A 16939-nucleotide genomic window follows, 5' to 3' on the forward strand; every position below is an offset into this window, starting at 1 on the left:
TACCATATTTTGGGTTATTTTTATCACCTCTTTCTTAACATTCAACACTTCTGCCGTTTATTATCATGGCTTTGACTACTTGACCCGGACTTACTTTCTCTCCTTTTTCGACTCCTATTAATTCATTTATTATTTCTACTAATCCTATTGAGTCTACTATTCCTGCTACTATCCCTAGATGGTCTATGTTCTGAATTTCTATTTCTTGCGTTTTTGATTTCACAACAGTTTTCTCCACTACTTCTGTTGTAATCAATTATTTCTTGTTTTGTTATCAATTCATTTTTTTCTTTTGTCTTTGCTACCAAGCTTCACTTTCTCACACCATACCCCTATTAATGCTATCTCTTCTCATTAAGTCTCTGAACCTTTGATTTGCCTTTAGTTATTTTGTACTACTTTGATGGCTTTTTTTATCTGTGACAGTTTAGGGTGCGGAATATGGGTTTGAATGATCCAAATCTCACAGAATCTGAGCAAAGAGAAGCTTGTTGGTCTGTCTTGAACAGCAAAATTTATTAAAAATGTTGAATTTTACGAATGTTCAAACCCTTAAAACTGAAATTGCCATTTATAACGTAGGTTAAAAAATCAAATTTTGGGATACTACAGATCGGACTTGGATTAAAGGAGAAATTATCCAAATCACTGAATATAGTGGATATTTTTTGAAATTAAAAATAGCTTTTAATGGCTATAAAAAACAACGAGAAGTGCAGATTTATCGGGAAGATTGGCTAAGTAAATCCTGATAATTCCCTGTGGAAGAGCGCTACGCGAAATCTGAATGAATTTTATAACTTAGAATAATGATCAACTTAGTAACATACTACGGACAAACAGACCTTGTTAACAAGCTTATTGATAAGTATGGTCAATATTTAGAAAAACTAGATAGGAGAACAAAACTCTTATTTCGTACAATCTTGTCAGACTATGTTTTTAGGGCTGATGTTATGTCTCTGAAAGAAACAGCAGAAAAAATATTTACTAGTCTGTTTATAGGGGCAATTCCCGAAGAACTGTTTGATATTTGCTTAATTTTGGAGGGCATAACTGTAGATGAAGCTGAAGGTCTACTGGAGGCTTTACAACATCAACTTCGCTGGGGTAACGCCCAATCTAAATAATAATTTATTACAGGTGAATGTCTAAATTTTAGATATTCACCTGTGAATTCAATCAATCAAATCATGGAAACCTATCTCGTATTTGTCGATTCTGTCCGCAACAGCAATAAATTTTGGAGTGCAAAAGTTGAAGGCAGTCAGTTGATTATCGAATGGGGAAGAGTCGGGTACAAATCCCAAACGAAAGTCCATTCCTTAGCAAGCAATCAACGGGCGATTTTCAAATATTATCAGTTGGTAGCTGAGAAGAAAGCCAAAGGTTATCAAGAAAGCCAGTCTGAGATGGACGGTAGTCGCAATGTTTCTGAAATCAGACGTGCAATACAACTTCTCAAGATCATGCGTCCTTGCCTTGCTGTCAGGAATTTTCATGAGGGGTACATTGCTGCATTGAATGAATATTTGCAAATCGTTCCCACTCCCTTGGGGATGCAGATAGATCCTACCAGGGTTTACAGAACCGTTGAGGATATTGACAACCAAAAACAAATCCTCAACTCATTATTATCACCCAGTTCTGTAGCTGTTCCATAGACTACAGAGGTATCGAAACCTGAACCACAAACTGTCAGCCTCAAGTCTCTGCCTAAAAGTTTTTGGCGACATTCTTGAGAATCACTATCAAGCTAATAAATAGCTTGATAGTGATTTTTTCTTTTTACTCTAAGGTGAAAATATGAAACAACCTTGCAAAGATTGTCCATTCAAACAGTCTGTAGAATACGCATTTTCCCCGAAAAAGCACATGATATTCTACAAGCAATTACCCATGACCAAGCCTTCCATTGCCACAATACGGAATCTAAAACCGATTCTGCCGCTAAACGTTCATCTGTACTGGCTGGCACTTCTGGCTCTGCGGTTGAACTGGCTTTGGTCTAACAGTTTTGGAAACAAACTCAAATAATTTGCCCTCACGAACCTTAAAAATTGCTCTTCTCCTGGGTATGGGAAAAAATCCATTGCTACCAACAGTGTTAACATCTCACTATCCGTAAATTTTGGTGATGGCCCCGGCAATAACGGTACGTAACTATAGCCTTTTTATTGATACCAGTCATCTATTAGCACAAAAATTGTCGTCAATAGGGTCGAACCGTCTACCATATTCATTAGGAGACCTCAAGCTTTGGTGTCGTTACCTTTATCTTGTGGTTTCCCCTTCTTTTTTGCTACCCCATCTCACATAAGGCGTAATTTATTAGTTTGAATTATTTTTAAGCAAAACCTAGACCTTTCCTTAGTGCCAATCTATCAAGAGACTTGCTGGTTTTTAAATCTTATTCGTTCCATTAATCTTGTATTTTCAATTCAATTCAGTTTTGATAGTTTTTAAGCTTTCCCAAAATAGGGATAATGCATTGATCAAAATTAGTAAGGAAACGAATATGCTGGCGATCGCATCAGCCCAAAACCAGTTCAGCAGAAGAACTGCCAAAGATGCAACTAAAAGGCTAATAGAGTTGACGGCATCAGCGATCGCGTGAAAAAATACACCGCGTATATTTAAGCTGTGATGGCTCTCTTCATATAGCAAAGCAGCATTCACACCCTTTACCAAAAATCCTAAGACAGCCATAATTAGCATTGGTAGACCTGTGCTAACCTGTGGCGCTTGAATCTGCTTGAACGCTGACCAAGCTACGAATACAGCAATTCCTAGTAAGAGCAAACTATTGAACGCAGCTGACCAAGCTTCTAAATGGTTTGGATTGAGGTCTACTTTCTTTGATGAACTACGGTTGAGTTCAGCTACCACTAGAGCAACAGCGATCGCTAAGACATCAACCATCATGTGTCCCGCAACGGCAAGTAAAGATAGGCTATGAACCCAAAGCCCGACGATCAACTCTGCCAAAAAAAGCCCACTCCGCATTCCCAACACTATCCATAGAAGCTTGATAGGCTGTTCTCTTCTTTCACTTGAAAGGGTAGATGTGTACATGACTGAACAGGAGCTATTTGCAACGGGGGTTATATCATGCCCGGTTAAAGACTGATCGTTAAGACCGCTCGAAGGGAGGAGGGGAGGGTTTTCATTGCTCATATGCATAAATTCGGGAATTATAACTAAAATTAGCCGGACTTGATATCATCTATTACTCCTTAAGCACAAGAAGCTATTTGTTGACAGGAATCTACTTGGCAATTCGGGTAGCATTAAGAATTGCCAACAGCGCTACACCCACATCTGCAAACACGGCTTCCCAAAGTGTTGCCAGTCCAATGCTTCCTAGCGCGATGAATAGTGCCTTAATTGCTAGTGCTACCACAATATTTTGCACCACAATTTGACGGGTTTTCTGGGCAATTTTAATGGCTTCTGCCACCTTTGAAGGAGCATCCGTCATCAGCACGATATCAGCGGTTTCAATGGCAGCATCCGACCCTAACCCGCCCATTGCTATACCGACATCAGCTCTAGCAATTACAGGCGCATCATTAATGCCATCTCCGACGAATGCGAGTTTTGCTTTGCCCGATTGGTCTAAGAGTTTCTCGATTTCGTCTACTTTTCCTTCTGGCAGCAATTCGGCGATGAAAGTGTCTAAGCCTAGTTCACGAGCTACTGAGGAGGCGACCACCTGATTATCTCCCGTCAGCATCACGGTTTTTTGTACACCCATTCGTTTCAAATCTCGAATAGCTTGAGAAGCATCTTCTTTGATTTCGTCTGCAATGAGAATGTATCCAGCGTACCGTCCATCCACTGCTAAATGAACCACGGTACCTGCAACATCACAAGTGTTATGGTCAATTTTTTCTCGATGCAGCAGGCGATCGTTTCCTGCAATCACCACTTGATTTTTAACGATTGCACGGATGCCATGCCCCGCAATTTCTTCATAATTAGTAATTTCAGACTCAGCAATCGGTTGGGCATAAGCTTCTCGAATCGACTGTGCCACTGGATGATTCGAGTGAGATTCCGCTTTCGCTGCTAGCGTCAGCAGTTCCGATTCAGAAAACCCATTTTTTGTGACAACTTGGGTGACTTTAAACGTGCCTTTGGTTAAGGTTCCCGTTTTATCAAACACAACTGTTTTAACCTCTGTGAGTGAATCTAGGAACGTGGAGCCTTTGACCAAAATCCCGCGCTTGGCGGCCCCCCCAATCCCACCAAAATAGCCGAGAGGAATACTAATTACCAGTCCGCAGGGGCAGGAGATTACCAGTAGCACCAAGGCACGATATACCCAGTCCGCTCGATTTGCCCCTGGAATCAGTAGGGGTGGTAACAGGGCAACCCCTAGCGAGAGAAAGACAACAACGGGTGTATAGTAACGAGCAAACTTGGTAATGAATTTCTCAGTAGATGCTTTTTTGCTGGTGGCATTTTCAACCAGGTCAAGCACCTTGGCAATCGATGATTCACCAAACAGTTTCGTTACTCGAATCGTCAGCACACCTGAAGAATTAATCATGCCTGCGAGAATGGTATCTCCAGGTTTAACCGTGCGGGGGACTGACTCTCCTGTGAGGGCTGAAGTATCGACTTGCGAGTTACCCTCTAGAATTTCGCCATCAAGCGGTACTTTCTCGCCTGGTTTCACCAAAATCAAGTCCCCGACATTGATTGTTTCTGGAGAAACCTGTTTGACTGTGCCATTTACTTTCAGGTTAGCGGTATCGGGACGAACTTCTAGCAAAGCTTTAATCGAACGGCGCGATCGCCCCACTGAGTATTCCTGAAACAACTCCCCAACCCGAAAAAACAACATCACGGCAACTGCTTCAGGAAGCTGGTGAATGGCGATTGCTCCCAGCGTTGCGATCGTCATTAAAAAGTTTTCATCAAAGATTTGCCCTCTGAGAATATTGCGCCCAGCCGTTTTCAGCACTGTCCAACCACTCAACAAATAGGCAGGAATAATAACGCCAAATTCGGCAATGTTGTAGGGTGTGTTGTGTAATGGTTTCTCAAACAGAATAGCAATGGTAAACAGGGCGATTGTAATCAGTACTGGTGGTAGTTCTTTCTTTAGATTAAATTCGCCAGAGCCGTTGTGGCCATGATCGTGTTCATCTTCCTCATCATGCTCGTCGTGAGTATGACCATCTTCATGACTATGCCCTGCACGATCCTGGTGATGATTGTGCGCTTTAGTAGCAGTTTTAGGTGCGGGTGATTTTGGGTTTTCAATAGTATAACCCAGTGACTTCACTCGCTCTTTGATAGTTGCCTCACTCACCTGCTCCGAATCGTAGGTTACATTTAACCGCCCGGTTGCCACCGTTACGGTTGCTTCAGTTACCCCTCTCAATCGTTCCAGGCTATTTTCTATCTTCATCTTACAGCTTGTGCAGTCCATCCCACCAATCTGCATCTGCTGAGTTTTGAGCGATGGAGTTTGAGTCATAAGGGTTTCATTCCGTGGTTGAAGAAGAACTTTTCTGAACTTTAACATAGATATTGAAACATCTGAATATATATTCAGATGTTTCAAATGTTAGAATGAGAATCATTTACCGATACTAAACCCGCATTCTGCCCTCGGCAGCAAACTCGACCCTTATGAGCAAATCGTCATCATCGAAATCCCAGCCTCTTCAACACGAAGATATGCCCAGTTGTGACGCTCATCTCGTTCATCTTGAGCAAGTGCGTCAGGTGCAACCAGAGGTTATGCCTGTTGATAAAGCGCAACAGATGGCAGAGTTTTTCAATGCATTGGCTGATCCAAGCCGTTTGCGGCTGATGTCTGCGTTAGCCAATCGAGAACTCTGTGTCTGTGATTTAGCGGCTGCTGTAAAGGTAAGTGAGTCTGCGGTATCACACCAATTAAGAATTTTGCGATCGCAACGCTTAGTGAAATATCGAAGAGAAGGACGTAACGTCTATTACAGTCTAGCTGATCACCATATCATCAGCCTTTATCAGGAGGTTTCAGAGCATTTGAAAGAGGTAAAGGATTAAATTACAAACTGAGTAGATTGCATTCAGTAACTTTTGGCTGTTATAACAAATTCCACACTTAGACAATCAACATTTTTTAGCTTTCTGTTGGCGTAAGGCAAAACCCACTGCCCCAATGATTAGAGGAATCAATCCCAATGTGCGCTAGCTAATAGTACTAAAAAAATATATAAGAGGATGTTTTAAAAGGGTCGTTTGATATCATGGTTGGCACAACTAAGCATCTCAGTATAGGGCTGAAACCTTGATTTATCGTCTCAGTTTAGCCCAATCAGAAGGGCTAAATTATACCTTTCAGGACTTTTAAAACATCCTCTAAGACTCTTATTTGATTTTTGAAAAAACTTAGCATACCTCAAAGAGCCTTCTTCCCTATTCTCTCCCTACGCAAGTAATTTCATAAATCAAACCGGATTATAAATAGATATTTATGGTTATGTTGTGAAAATATCTATAGAAATCCACAAACCTCTATATTCTGTGTACTTTATTTTTATTCAAAACGTGTAATTTTTAAAACATAAATATAGCCTAAATATAATATAATAATTTTATTTGATTCATCAGAAAAACACCTTGAAATACCTGTAAATACGTATTTTACGTTTACATATTTTCTCAGTTTTTAATTTGGATTGCTATAGTTTTTTCTATTTTTCTAATACCGATCGCCACTAAAAATTTCACCCAAATTTCATATCGATATGAAATACTGAAAAAAGACTACTATTCAAATTCCTTAAACTACTCGCAAAAGCAATGTAACTAGCTAAAGAAAGCGGTAGTCCAAATTTGCACATTAAATGCCAACATCCAAAGGCGATTCTGCTTTCTCACTAACTTAGGACACAACAAGCGATGGGAATCTCTAATTTGTTTCAATGTTCTGCTCCACTGCGTTATGTTTCGTTGACGATGTTGAGTTTGTTACTACTAAATACTCCTACTTCTGTTTTAGCTGGTGGTGGTCATGATCACAGTGGCGGAAGTTCGTTTCAAGCAGGAGGCGAATCGACGGGTTCTGTTGAAGTTGATGCAGAAACCGCAAAATTGTTAGGAGTTAAGGTAGAACCAGTGCAACGCCAACGATTAGCGATTGGTATTAAAACTACTGGACAGATTGAAACTTTGCCTAGCCAGCAAGTAGAAGTCACCACCCCAATTCAAGGAGTAAAAGTAGTCGAACTGTTAGTAGAACCAGGCGTATCAGTAAAAAAAGGTCAACCCGTTGCCGTTATAACGAGCCCTGATTTAGTGACATTGCGCGTGGAATCTCAGGACAAATTAGCACAAGGTCAGGCTGATTTACAGCAAGCTCAAGCTGACTTGAGGCTGGCTCAACAAAACTACGATCGCTACCAGCAAATAGCCGCAGCAGAAATCGCCCAAGCCCAAAGCCAAGTAGCATTTGCTCAAGAAAAGTATGAAAAAGATCAAGTGTTAGCCACTGAAGGTGCTTTGCCACGTCGCAACGCCCTAGAATCTCAAACCCAGCTAGCAGAAGCTAAAGCTAAACTAACCACAGCCAACAGCCGCCGCGATGTTATCCAGGCTGAAAATCAACTCAAACGCGCTCAAGCAGCAGTTAGCCTAGCAAAATCCAATATTAATCGCAGCAGTGCTATTTATGAAACTCGGCTGCTACAACTAGGAAACCGCGCTAATGCTAAGGGGCTAATCACAGTAACATCTCCGATTTCTGGCAAAGTTGCTGATAGAGAAGTTACTATCGGCCAATCTTTTCAGGACGCAGGTGGCAAATTAATGACGATTGTGAATGATAGTCGGGTTTTTGCCACAGCGAATATCTATGAAAAAGATTTAGATAAAGTGACGACAGGTCAACAGGTAAGGATGAAGGTTGCTAGCGTACCTAATCAAACCTTTATAGGAAGGATTACAAGAATTGGCTCAGTAGTGGAAGGAGAAACGCGAGTAGTACCAGTACAAGCCGAAGTTAATAACGCTAGAGGGCAGCTTAAACCTGGAATGTTTGCCGAACTTGAAGTTGTAACAGACCAGACATCTACAGCTACTTTGGCAATTCCCAATTCTGCTGTAGTGGATGCAAATAATAAGAAATTGGTCTATGTCCAAAACGGTAATGCTTTCCAATCGGTTGAAGTTGAGTTAGGACAAACCTCTAAAGATTTAATTGAGATTAAAAGTGGCTTATTTGAGGGAGATGCAGTAGTTACCCAACGTGCGCTACAACTTTATGCACAATCATTGAAGGGTGATAGTAAAGCTAAGACAGAAGATTCTCATGCTGAGGAGATAGAAGCAAATTCAGCAACCAAAAAACAAACTTTAACTCCTCCATTATGGGTGATAGGAACGGGTGGAGGAGTAGCATTAGTTGCTGCTTTTATGACAGGTAGCTTCTGGTCTACTCGTCGTCGAAAGTCTGAAACGGTTTTACAGTGTCCAGAATTTATTCATTCAGAAGAATTTCACCATAATGGCACACACCATCACTTTTCTGTAAGTGAATCAAAGGAAAAATTAGATCGAGATCAAAGTGTGGGTTAATTAGATAAGCTCATTACTTGGGATGTTTTTACTAAATTTTTAGAAGATTGTTATAGAAGTTTGAGTTATAATACAAATTATAAATGTAAGAGGATGTTTTAAAAGTCCGGGAAGGTATAATTTAGCTCTTCTGATTGGGCTTAACTGAGACGATAAATCAAGGTTTCATCTCTATACCGAGACGCTTCGTTGTGCTAACCATGAGATCAAACTATCCTTTTAAAACATCCTCTAAGACTGCATTAAAATATGGAATAATACGTTTTAATATTGCTTTGAGTCATCATTACGACAGGGTGTGAGGAAAAATAATATGCCGAATTTATTGTGGAAAACACTGGTGTTTAGCCCAGTATTTTTAGGAGTAAGTTTTGTGGTTTCAGCTAGTGCCATTGCTGCTGACAGCCAACAACAGCCATCCCAAACTCATCAGCAGTTACTTGCCCAAACAAACGCTGACGAAAACGTCTTGTCACAAATAAACCAATACAATCGTGAAGCCAATAATCCAACTTCACTATCTCAAGTTACATCAGTTTCTCAATTTTCGGATGTACAACCAACTGACTGGGCTTTTCAAGCCTTGCAATCTTTAGTAGAACGTTACGGTTGTATTGCCGGATATGCCAATGGCACTTATCGTGGTAATCGTGCCTTAACTCGTTATGAATTTGCGGCAGGTTTGAATGCTTGTTTGGATAGAGTTAATGAGCTGATTACTACAGCAACTACTGATTTGGTGACAAAAGAGGATTTAGCTACCCTACAGCGTTTACAAGAAGAATTTTCTGCGGAACTTGCGACACTTAGAGGTAGAGTAGATGCGTTGGAAGCACGCACTGCTGAATTAGAAGCTAATCAGTTTTCGACTACAACAAAACTAGTAGGTGAAGCAGTTTTTGCAGTTACGGATAGTTTTGGCAACAATGATAATAACAATACCGTTTTTCAAAACCGGGTGCGTTTAGATTTGCAAACTAGTTTTACGGGTAAAGATACCTTACACACTCGGATTGCAGCCGGTAATGCTACTCCATTATCTTTACCCAATGGCACTGCTGAAGGTACTCAAACTTTTAACTTGTTTCTTGGTAGCAATAATAGTGCTTTTATAGATTGGTTAGCGTATTACTTCCCTGTTGGCAACTCTCAAGTTTATGTAGCTGCTACTGGAGGTATCCAAAGCGATTATGTTCCCACTGTCAACCCTTATTTTGAAGACTTTGATAATGGTAACGGTGCTTTATCTACCTTTGCTTCCGAAAGTCCTATCTATCGCATCGGTGGCGGTGCAGGAATTGGTGCTAATGTCCCATTTGGTGGTGGTAGTACCTTTAAACCTTCATTAACTTTGGGTTATTTAGGATCTGAACCGAATAATCCTAGTCCAGGCTCAGGTTTATTCGATGGTAACTATGCAGCTTTAGCACAGTTGAATCTTAACGTTGGCGATCGCCTGACCTTAGCTGCAACCTACGTTCACGGTTATCATGGTGGAGATAGCGCTTTATTTGATGCTGGTTCGGTAAGCGCTGCTGTAGTTGGAACTTCACAAGCTAATTTTGTTGGTGGTGGTAATCCATTTGTGAGTAATTCTTATGGTTTTGAAGCAGCTTTCAGACCTAGCAGTAAACTGTCAATTAGTGGGTTTGCACTCTATAGTAATATTACAGGCTTGGGAGCTAACGATAACGATGAAGTTTGGAGCTATGGATTGGGTGTAGCTCTACCTGACTTTGGTAAGAGGGGCAACCTTTTAGGCATTTTTGCAGGCGCGCAACCATATTTAGGTAGTAACAACGGTGATAAGCCTTATCACATTGAAGGGTTTTATAGATATCGTATCAGCGATAACGTTTCTATTACTCCTGGTGTAATTTGGTTAACTAATCCTGGTCAATCTGCTAACAATAATAATGATGCTGTGATTGGTACCTTGAGAACAACTTTCACTTTCTAAAATAGAAGTTTGGGTTGAGCATAGCTCAACTCAAGACTTATGAATTAGCTGTTTTTGGCTTGTACTATTTTGATGTACCTGATAACGTGTTTTATTTTCAGGCTTGAGGATACCCACTCTACATAACTTTTGATTCAGCAACGTTGGTTATCATTTTTGGAATCCTTTTCCTCTATAATTAACTAATTCTTCATATCCAGACATATAGGCATAATTATCTTTAATATCTAAGCCTAAAAATCTGGAAAAACGTGTAGAGTCGTTTCCTACTAATTCTCCTTTTCGGGGCTTACCGTGGTAATTAGCTAAAGCAATTTTAGCTTGACGTAAGGATCTTACGGGTACAAAAACATCTGTTTGGTTAAAAGACCATAAACCTTCACAATGTCTTGCCGCAAACAACAGTTCTCCTAATGCTTGGTTTTTTGCATCATCTTGTTTATAAGTTAGAGCTAGATACTTATCTAAATAGATAATTCTTCCTGAATTAATATTTTCTGTAATATCTAAAGAGTTAACAAAATTTGATAAAAATTTTCGATGTTCAGGGTAAGTAGCACCGAGAAAAGCAATAACACCAACTACCCAACCCCTCGTACCCGTTTCTTTATGAGTTTCATAATCTTGATAACATTGTGTTAAACACGGTATATAAAATTTATCAAAAGGGATTTTCATTTGATAAATTGTTTGCATATTAACAGCTAATATAAACTTTTTAAATTATTTCGATTTGTCTAGTACCTTTATCAGAGTAGAATTATAAAATTTTTGGGGCTGATTCTGATATTTTTCCCATAACATATCAAATACAACTCTAAAATCTCTGCTATCATTGAGCAAAAAATCGTTTACTTTTTGATAGCCATAACTAGTAAAAACTTGTGATTGTATTTGTCGTAATTTTTTATTACTTTTAACTACAGTATTGCCAATGCAGATTTTAGACATAGTGTTTTTGTTTTTAAATGACTTTTTAGGAACTAGGAGGTTAAATTTCTGTTAAAGGTGTGGTTTCACGTTCAATTATATTGATACTAAGAATTTCCGCTGCTTCGCTGGAACTGAATGGAACAGTAAACATGAGATGCACATAATTTACTTGATCATTTCCACTTGTACATGGAATAGCATGATAGATAACCGGAAACCTTTCTTGAGAATACATAATTAAAGGTTCTGTTAATCTGGCAAAAATTCGCGTTCCACCAAATATGTAGCTCCGTTCTTGAGCAACTTTCAACTCTGGTAAAGTCCACCAATTAAAAACTGTTTCACCGTCAGAGTTATCACTAAGTCCCCATTTTTGACGATAATGTTTTGGAGTTAGAGTTATTAAACCCTTACCTTCTTCATTTCGTCGCCGCTTCGTCAGTTTAATCAATGAAGAGTCAAAAGCGGTGGCAATAGCTGACCTAAAATTTGAGGATTCGTTAGCAAGATCGTTATATTTTATAAATGTAAAGGCATCTCCGATCCCTTTATTATCGTCGGTGATTACGTTCACTAATAAAATTTGATTGCCGTTAACTAATTCTTCAAAATCTAATGAGGTATCGAGATATGGTGGCTTAGGTAGTTTACCAAACCCTTTTCCCCCGCTACGTTTTGCTTTTGCCATCACTTACCTCTGTTGCTCAACCTAATCCTAAAATATGAAAATTACACAAATAGCGTCATTATTTTAACATTTAGCTGACTCATTCACAGCAACTTATTAATGTTCAATAGCCCAATGATGATTAGTCTCATATCTTGCACCTTTACGTATACACCCACACCCAGAAAATCTCAAAAGATGCGCGATAAGGATACCTAATTTTCATGGGATTTTATCGCTAAATCAAGGGCTTAGGTTTTATACATCGTAGTGAAATTACATCAATTTTTATTGGTGCAAGATGTGAGTAGTCATAAATTGCAAAAAAGTAGTAAATGATCGCGCCTACGGTGGAGGGTATCTTATCGCTCACACTCTTCCTGGTACAAATTTCACCTGAATTTCATTCTAGTCTGTCATCCTAGAGAAAGTTAATGCTGACTTATATTCAGTAAAGCTTTATCTTCCCAATAATGCTCAATTATATTGTTAAATGGTCGATCGCTCAACGCTGGCTAGTGGTTATTGCTTCCATCCTCATATCTGTTTGGGGCTTTCTCGTCCTTACACAAATGCCACTCGATGTATTTCCCAACTTTGCTCCTCCGCAAGTGGAAATTATGACCGAAGCCCCTGGACTTGCACCAGAGGAAGTGGAATCCCTAGTTACTCGACCGATAGAAAGTGTAATTAACGGCACTCCTGGACTAGAAACATTGCGTTCTTCCTCTGCTGTTGGTCTTTCGGCTGTGAGAGCCACTTTTAGCTTAGATACAGAAATTTATCGCGCCCGCCAATTCGTAACAGAACGGCTGCAACAAGCACGCAGTCAACTACCGCAAGGTGTAGAAGACCCAGAGGTTCTGCCGGTTAGTTCCCCCTTGGGATGGACTGTTAAATACGCCTTTACCTCAGAAACTACTCCTTTAATGGAGGTCTGGCAGATTGTCAATTGGCAGGTGAAAAACCGCTTACTGTCCGTCCCTGGCGTCAGTAATATTGTCATATTTGGTGGAGATGAGCGTCAGTATCAAGTTTTAGTAAGCCCAGATAAACTGAAGGCGTTTAATGTTTCCCTTGATGATGTCACCAAGGCAGCACAAGCAGCCAACGCCAATGCACCAGGGGGATTTTTAATTACTCCCGACCAAGAAACTTTGGTGCGAGGTGTTGGGCGGATTGAATCTATTGAACAACTGAAGAAATCAGTAATTAAAGCCAAAAATGGCACACCCGTACTTCTCGAACAAGTGGCGGATGTACAAATCGGTGCTGCACTCAAACGCGGTGATGGCAGTTCTGCGGGTAAAAAAGCAGTGATTTTGACTGTCAATAAACAGCCGAATGCTGATACACCAAGCGTTACAAAGGCGGCTGAAGCAGCGATGGAAGAGCTAAAAGCCAGCTTGCCTAAAGATGTGAAAGTTACCGAAACCTTCCGTCAACAAGATTTTATCGAAGCCTCGCTAAAAAACGTTGAAGAAGCTTTGCGCGATGGCACGATCATTGTTTGTGTGATCTTGATTTTATTTTTGATGAATTGGCGCACGGTGATCATTACCTTGAGCGCGATTCCCGTGTCTTTGTTGTTGGGAATGATGATCCTCAATTGGACGGGACAAGGCATCAACACGATGACTTTGGGCGGACTGGTTGTGGCGATTGGTTCGGTGGTAGATGACGCAATTGTGGATATGGAAAATTCTTACCGCCGCTTGCGAGAAAACCAGATAGCAGGTAATCCTGTACCACCCCTGCAAGTTGTTTTCAATAGTTCAGTGGAGGTAAGGGTAAGCGTACTGTTCTCGACAATCATTATCGCGGTCGTCTTTGCACCAATCTTTGCCCTTTCTGGGGTGGAAGGTCGGATTTTTACACCAATGGCTATAGCTTATTTGCTGTCAATAGTGGCTTCAACCTCGGTAGCATTGACATTGACTCCGGCACTATGCGCTCTGTTGTTGGCAAACGCTGATTTACCAACAACAGAAACTTGGGTTGAAAGATTTTCTCAGCGATTATATCGCCCACTGTTGCAGTTTGCTATACGTCGCCCCAAGATTATTTTGACAGGTGCGATCGCTAGTTTTGTCGCTTCAATATTAATTATGACCTCCTTAGGGCAAGTTTTTTTACCAGAATTTCAAGACCGCGCCCTAGTGATTACTACGATTTTAATGCCTGGTCAATCTCTGGATGCTACCAATCAGGTAGGCTTGGTATTGGAAAATACTCTTAAAAAAGACCCCCGGATTCAATCAGTTCAGTTCCGTTCTGGGCGGGCATCAGGTGATACCGAAGTAGCTAGTGTCAATGTTGGAGAACTAGATGTTCAACTGAGTGAAGAGGGAGGAAAAGACCGAGATAAGGCAATTGAAATGATCCGGGAGGAATTTGAGAAAATTCCCGGTGTAGTTCCCAACATCGGTGGTTTTATTTCGCATAGGATGGATGAAGTGCTTTCTGGAGTACGAAGTGCGATCGCTGTGAAAATTTTTGGACCCGATTTGGAACAACTCCGCCAGCTTGGTCAACAAGTACAATCAGCTATGGGCGAGGTTTCCGGTTTAGCAGATTTGCAATTAGAACCGCAAGTACCAATGAGACAGGTGCAAATTCAGTTTGACCGTAACGCAGCAGCTCGTTATGGTTTGACTATTGGCGAATTATCAGAGACGGTAGAAACGGCTCTGAATGGGCGAACTGTATCTCAAATCTTAGAACAGCAACAAACCTTTGACTTGATTGTCTGGTTGCAAGAAAAATACCGCAACAATATCGAAGTCATCCGCGATTTGCTCGTTGATATACCCAATGGACAGAAAATTCCCTTAGCTCAAGTCGCAAAAATTGACTACGGTACAGGCCCCAACACCATTAACCGTGAGAACGTCTCCCGTTATATTGTTGTCTCTAGCAATGTGGCTGGACGCGATTTAGGTTCTGTGATTAAAGATATTCGGGACAAAGTTAAGCAAGAGGTACAATTACCTCCCGGATATTACATTGAATACGGCGGTCAATTTGAAGCACAAGAAGGAGCGACAAAAACTTTACTTTCGGCTGGTGCATTAGCTTTTGTTGCGATCGCAGTCCTGATTTACTTTGCTGTCAAGTCGATTCCTGCCACCATCATGATCTTGCTAAACTTGCCCTTAGCATTAATAGGTGGAGTCATTTCCATCGCCTTGACTGGCGGTATTCTCTCTGTAGCTTCAATGGTAGGATTTATTACTTTATTCGGCGTTGCTACACGCAATGGACTATTACTGGTTGAAAACTACAATTCTAGGATGGCAGAAGGACAGCCTCTGCGACAGGCTTTGATGGAAGGATCAGTAGAAAGGTTAGCTGCTATCTTAATGACAGCGTTAACATCGGCTCTGGGTATGGGTCCTTTGGTAATTGGTAGTGGAGCTGGAAAAGAAATTCTCCAGCCACTAGCCGTTGTAGTGTTAGGTGGATTATTTACTTCAACTGCTTTAACTCTTTTGGTACTTCCGGCTTTGTATGTACAGTTTGGTAGATTTTTGATGCCAAGAAAGGCTGAACCAATTGTTCAGACAGAAATTGCAGGAGAGGCAATTTTTTAGTTGTTAATTGACCAAATATTGAGGAGTATAAATCAATGAAATTGTTTAAGACTGGCTTTGTAGTGTTAGGTAGTGTAGGCTTACTTTTATTAGGTGCTTGTAGTGGTAGTAATCAAGCTGCAAATTCAGAGAATAAATCGGCATCAATAACAGAAACGGCTGCCAAGACTGAAACCGCAGCAAAAAATAATCACTCAGAAAATGATGGTCATTCTCATAATCAAAATAATGCTCAAGATCATTCCGAAGATGGTAAAGGCGAACATTCACATGGCGGTCAAGTTATTGAGTCTGGGCAGTATCATTTAGAGTTTATTGCCGAACCAGAAGATGATGGAAATCACTTAGATTTCTATTTAAAGAAAGGAGAAAAGCACAATACAGTTTCGGATGCAAAGGTAACGGCTCAAATTCAGCTACCTGATGGTAGTCAAAAATCGCTTCCGCTCACTTATGAAGCTAAAGAACAACACTACCATGCTGTACTTTCTGAAAAAGCAGCAGGTGACTATAAAGTTGCTATTCTTTCTGATATCAATGGTGAAAAAGTGAACGGTCGCTTTACCTTCAAGCGATAACTAACAGCAAGTGGTAGCAATAAGATAAGAGTTATGGTTTACCAGCACGACCACGAACCAACTAAATGGAAGGAACTAACAATCTATGTCAGTGAGTCTGATAGTTGGCAGCACCAACCACTTAACCAAACTCTCTTGGGAATCAATCGCTCGCCAACAGGGAATATCAGGGATGACGGTGATGCGAGCAATTTCTGGATATGGCAAGCATGGTATTTTTCGGACTATGAACGAGTTAGATCCATCTACGGAGTCTTCTGTGCTACCACTTGTGATTACAGTTATTGATAGTGAAAGTGCAATAACCGAATTTTTTAGGACTTACGCATTGACAAAAAACATCATCTATGCGCTCTAGTTCATGCGATCGCTATTAAGATTAGCAAAAATATGTTCACGTACAACTAAAGTAAACAGATTTCGTTGTATTTCATACCAATTGCTAATTATTTTTTCAGAGCGCATAAACTCCAACTTAACAAAAGCTTGAAGTGAACAAAAGATGTGAGTCTTAATTGCATGAGTATCTCTAACCATGAACCGACAAATTCCACATACTTGTTTTATGGCTCGATGCAGAAGTGTTGAATGTTAAGAAAGAGGTGATAAAAATAACCCAAAATATGGT

13 protein-coding genes and 3 pseudogenes are annotated in these 16939 nt (G+C 40.4%); 9 read left to right on the forward strand and 7 right to left on the reverse strand.

Annotation, left to right across the window (positions count from 1 at the left end; all coding sequences use genetic code 11):
• Window positions 1-52: 52 nt before the first annotated feature.
• A pseudogene (locus ACM0OP_RS21065) lies at window positions 53-223 on the reverse strand (DUF4277 domain-containing protein); the annotation flags it as partial.
• Between the two features lie 733 nt (window positions 224-956).
• Between ACM0OP_RS21065 and ACM0OP_RS21070 the strand changes: the two are divergent.
• The 3 genes from ACM0OP_RS21070 (at window position 957) to ACM0OP_RS21080 (ending at window position 2012) form a co-directional block, all read left to right on the forward strand.
• Window positions 957-1130, forward strand: coding sequence for a hypothetical protein (locus ACM0OP_RS21070; protein WP_414530367.1), 174 nt, complete (start codon window positions 957-959; stop codon window positions 1128-1130).
• Between the two features lie 42 nt (window positions 1131-1172).
• Window positions 1173-1664, forward strand: coding sequence for a WGR domain-containing protein (locus tag ACM0OP_RS21075; RefSeq protein WP_414530368.1), 492 nt, complete (start codon window positions 1173-1175; stop codon window positions 1662-1664).
• A gap of 153 nt (window positions 1665-1817) precedes the next feature.
• Entirely contained in the window at window positions 1818-2012 is a 195-nt protein-coding gene (locus tag ACM0OP_RS21080) for a hypothetical protein (RefSeq protein ID WP_414530369.1), read from the forward strand.
• Here ACM0OP_RS21080 and ACM0OP_RS24595 read toward each other — a convergent pair.
• From ACM0OP_RS24595 to ACM0OP_RS21090, 3 genes and pseudogenes are all read right to left on the reverse strand, one after another.
• Window positions 1980-2237 (reverse strand): annotated as a pseudogene (locus tag ACM0OP_RS24595) (IS982 family transposase); the annotation flags it as partial. The gene ACM0OP_RS21080 and the pseudogene ACM0OP_RS24595 sit on opposite strands and share 33 nt — an antisense overlap.
• A gap of 199 nt (window positions 2238-2436) precedes the next feature.
• Window positions 2437-3183: a cation diffusion facilitator family transporter gene (locus tag ACM0OP_RS21085; RefSeq protein WP_462362469.1), complete on the reverse strand. Its 747-nt coding sequence runs from the start codon at window positions 3181-3183 to the stop codon at window positions 2437-2439.
• Between the two features lie 85 nt (window positions 3184-3268).
• Window positions 3269-5491 carry a heavy metal translocating P-type ATPase gene (locus tag ACM0OP_RS21090; RefSeq protein ID WP_414530371.1) on the reverse strand — a complete coding sequence of 741 codons (2223 nt, stop codon included), beginning with the start codon at window positions 5489-5491 and terminating at the stop codon, window positions 3269-3271.
• A gap of 155 nt (window positions 5492-5646) precedes the next feature.
• Between ACM0OP_RS21090 and ACM0OP_RS21095 the strand changes: the two genes are divergently transcribed.
• From ACM0OP_RS21095 to ACM0OP_RS21105, 3 genes are all read left to right on the forward strand, one after another.
• Window positions 5647-6048, forward strand: a complete 402-nt coding sequence (locus tag ACM0OP_RS21095; protein ID WP_414530372.1) for an ArsR/SmtB family transcription factor — start codon at window positions 5647-5649, stop codon at window positions 6046-6048.
• Window positions 6049-6906: 858 nt separating this feature from the next.
• Window positions 6907-8580, forward strand: a complete 1674-nt coding sequence (locus ACM0OP_RS21100) for an efflux RND transporter periplasmic adaptor subunit (protein ID WP_414530373.1) — start codon at window positions 6907-6909, stop codon at window positions 8578-8580.
• Between the two features lie 313 nt (window positions 8581-8893).
• Window positions 8894-10540, forward strand: a complete 1647-nt coding sequence (locus tag ACM0OP_RS21105) for an iron uptake porin (protein ID WP_414530374.1) — start codon at window positions 8894-8896, stop codon at window positions 10538-10540.
• Between the two features lie 150 nt (window positions 10541-10690).
• Here the strand turns inward: ACM0OP_RS21105 and ACM0OP_RS21110 are convergent, their stop codons facing one another.
• Both ACM0OP_RS21110 and ACM0OP_RS21115 read right to left on the reverse strand, forming a co-directional pair.
• Window positions 10691-11236 (reverse strand): hypothetical protein, encoded by a 546-nt coding sequence (locus tag ACM0OP_RS21110; protein ID WP_414530375.1) that lies wholly within the window; start codon window positions 11234-11236, stop codon window positions 10691-10693.
• 295 nt (window positions 11237-11531) lie between these two features.
• Window positions 11532-12161: a hypothetical protein gene (locus ACM0OP_RS21115; RefSeq protein WP_414530376.1), complete on the reverse strand. Its 630-nt coding sequence runs from the start codon at window positions 12159-12161 to the stop codon at window positions 11532-11534.
• Window positions 12162-12613: 452 nt separating this feature from the next.
• On the opposite strand from ACM0OP_RS21115, the gene ACM0OP_RS21120 reads away from it, so the two are divergent.
• The 3 genes from ACM0OP_RS21120 (at window position 12614) to ACM0OP_RS21130 (ending at window position 16669) form a co-directional block, all read left to right on the forward strand.
• On the forward strand, window positions 12614-15733 hold the full coding sequence (locus tag ACM0OP_RS21120) for an efflux RND transporter permease subunit (protein ID WP_414530377.1): 3120 nt from the start codon (window positions 12614-12616) through the stop codon (window positions 15731-15733).
• A 35-nt stretch (window positions 15734-15768) separates the two neighbouring features.
• Complete coding sequence (locus ACM0OP_RS21125; RefSeq protein WP_414530378.1) at window positions 15769-16311, forward strand: hypothetical protein; 543 nt, start codon at window positions 15769-15771, stop codon at window positions 16309-16311.
• Between the two features lie 181 nt (window positions 16312-16492).
• Entirely contained in the window at window positions 16493-16669 is a 177-nt protein-coding gene (locus tag ACM0OP_RS21130) for a DUF190 domain-containing protein (protein ID WP_414530379.1), read from the forward strand.
• Here ACM0OP_RS21130 and ACM0OP_RS21135 read toward each other — a convergent pair.
• Window positions 16666-16887: pseudogene (locus ACM0OP_RS21135) on the reverse strand (IS701 family transposase); the annotation flags it as partial. The gene ACM0OP_RS21130 and the pseudogene ACM0OP_RS21135 sit on opposite strands and share 4 nt — an antisense overlap.
• Window positions 16888-16939: the final 52 nt, after the last annotated feature.

This window comes from Nodularia chucula CCY0103, assembly GCF_963923915.1.
In the GTDB taxonomy this organism is placed as follows: Bacteria; Cyanobacteriota; Cyanobacteriia; order Cyanobacteriales; family Nostocaceae; genus Nodularia; species Nodularia chucula.

Excerpts from the sequence above, each read along its gene's own strand:
- ACM0OP_RS21070 (WP_414530367.1), top strand. The coding sequence starts at position 957 with ATGTCTCTGAAAGAAACAGCAGAAAAAATATTTACTAGTCTGTTTATA.
- ACM0OP_RS21085 (WP_462362469.1), bottom strand. The coding sequence starts at position 3,183 with ATGCATATGAGCAATGAAAACCCTCCCCTCCTCCCTTCGAGCGGTCTT.
- ACM0OP_RS21090 (WP_414530371.1), bottom strand. The coding sequence starts at position 5,491 with ATGACTCAAACTCCATCGCTCAAAACTCAGCAGATGCAGATTGGTGGG.
- ACM0OP_RS21095 (WP_414530372.1), top strand. The coding sequence starts at position 5,647 with ATGAGCAAATCGTCATCATCGAAATCCCAGCCTCTTCAACACGAAGAT.
- ACM0OP_RS21100 (WP_414530373.1), top strand. The coding sequence starts at position 6,907 with ATGGGAATCTCTAATTTGTTTCAATGTTCTGCTCCACTGCGTTATGTT.
- ACM0OP_RS21105 (WP_414530374.1), top strand. The coding sequence starts at position 8,894 with ATGCCGAATTTATTGTGGAAAACACTGGTGTTTAGCCCAGTATTTTTA.
- ACM0OP_RS21110 (WP_414530375.1), bottom strand. The coding sequence starts at position 11,236 with ATGCAAACAATTTATCAAATGAAAATCCCTTTTGATAAATTTTATATA.
- ACM0OP_RS21115 (WP_414530376.1), bottom strand. The coding sequence starts at position 12,161 with ATGGCAAAAGCAAAACGTAGCGGGGGAAAAGGGTTTGGTAAACTACCT.
- ACM0OP_RS21120 (WP_414530377.1), top strand. The coding sequence starts at position 12,614 with ATGCTCAATTATATTGTTAAATGGTCGATCGCTCAACGCTGGCTAGTG.
- ACM0OP_RS21125 (WP_414530378.1), top strand. The coding sequence starts at position 15,769 with ATGAAATTGTTTAAGACTGGCTTTGTAGTGTTAGGTAGTGTAGGCTTA.
- ACM0OP_RS21130 (WP_414530379.1), top strand. The coding sequence starts at position 16,493 with ATGCGAGCAATTTCTGGATATGGCAAGCATGGTATTTTTCGGACTATG.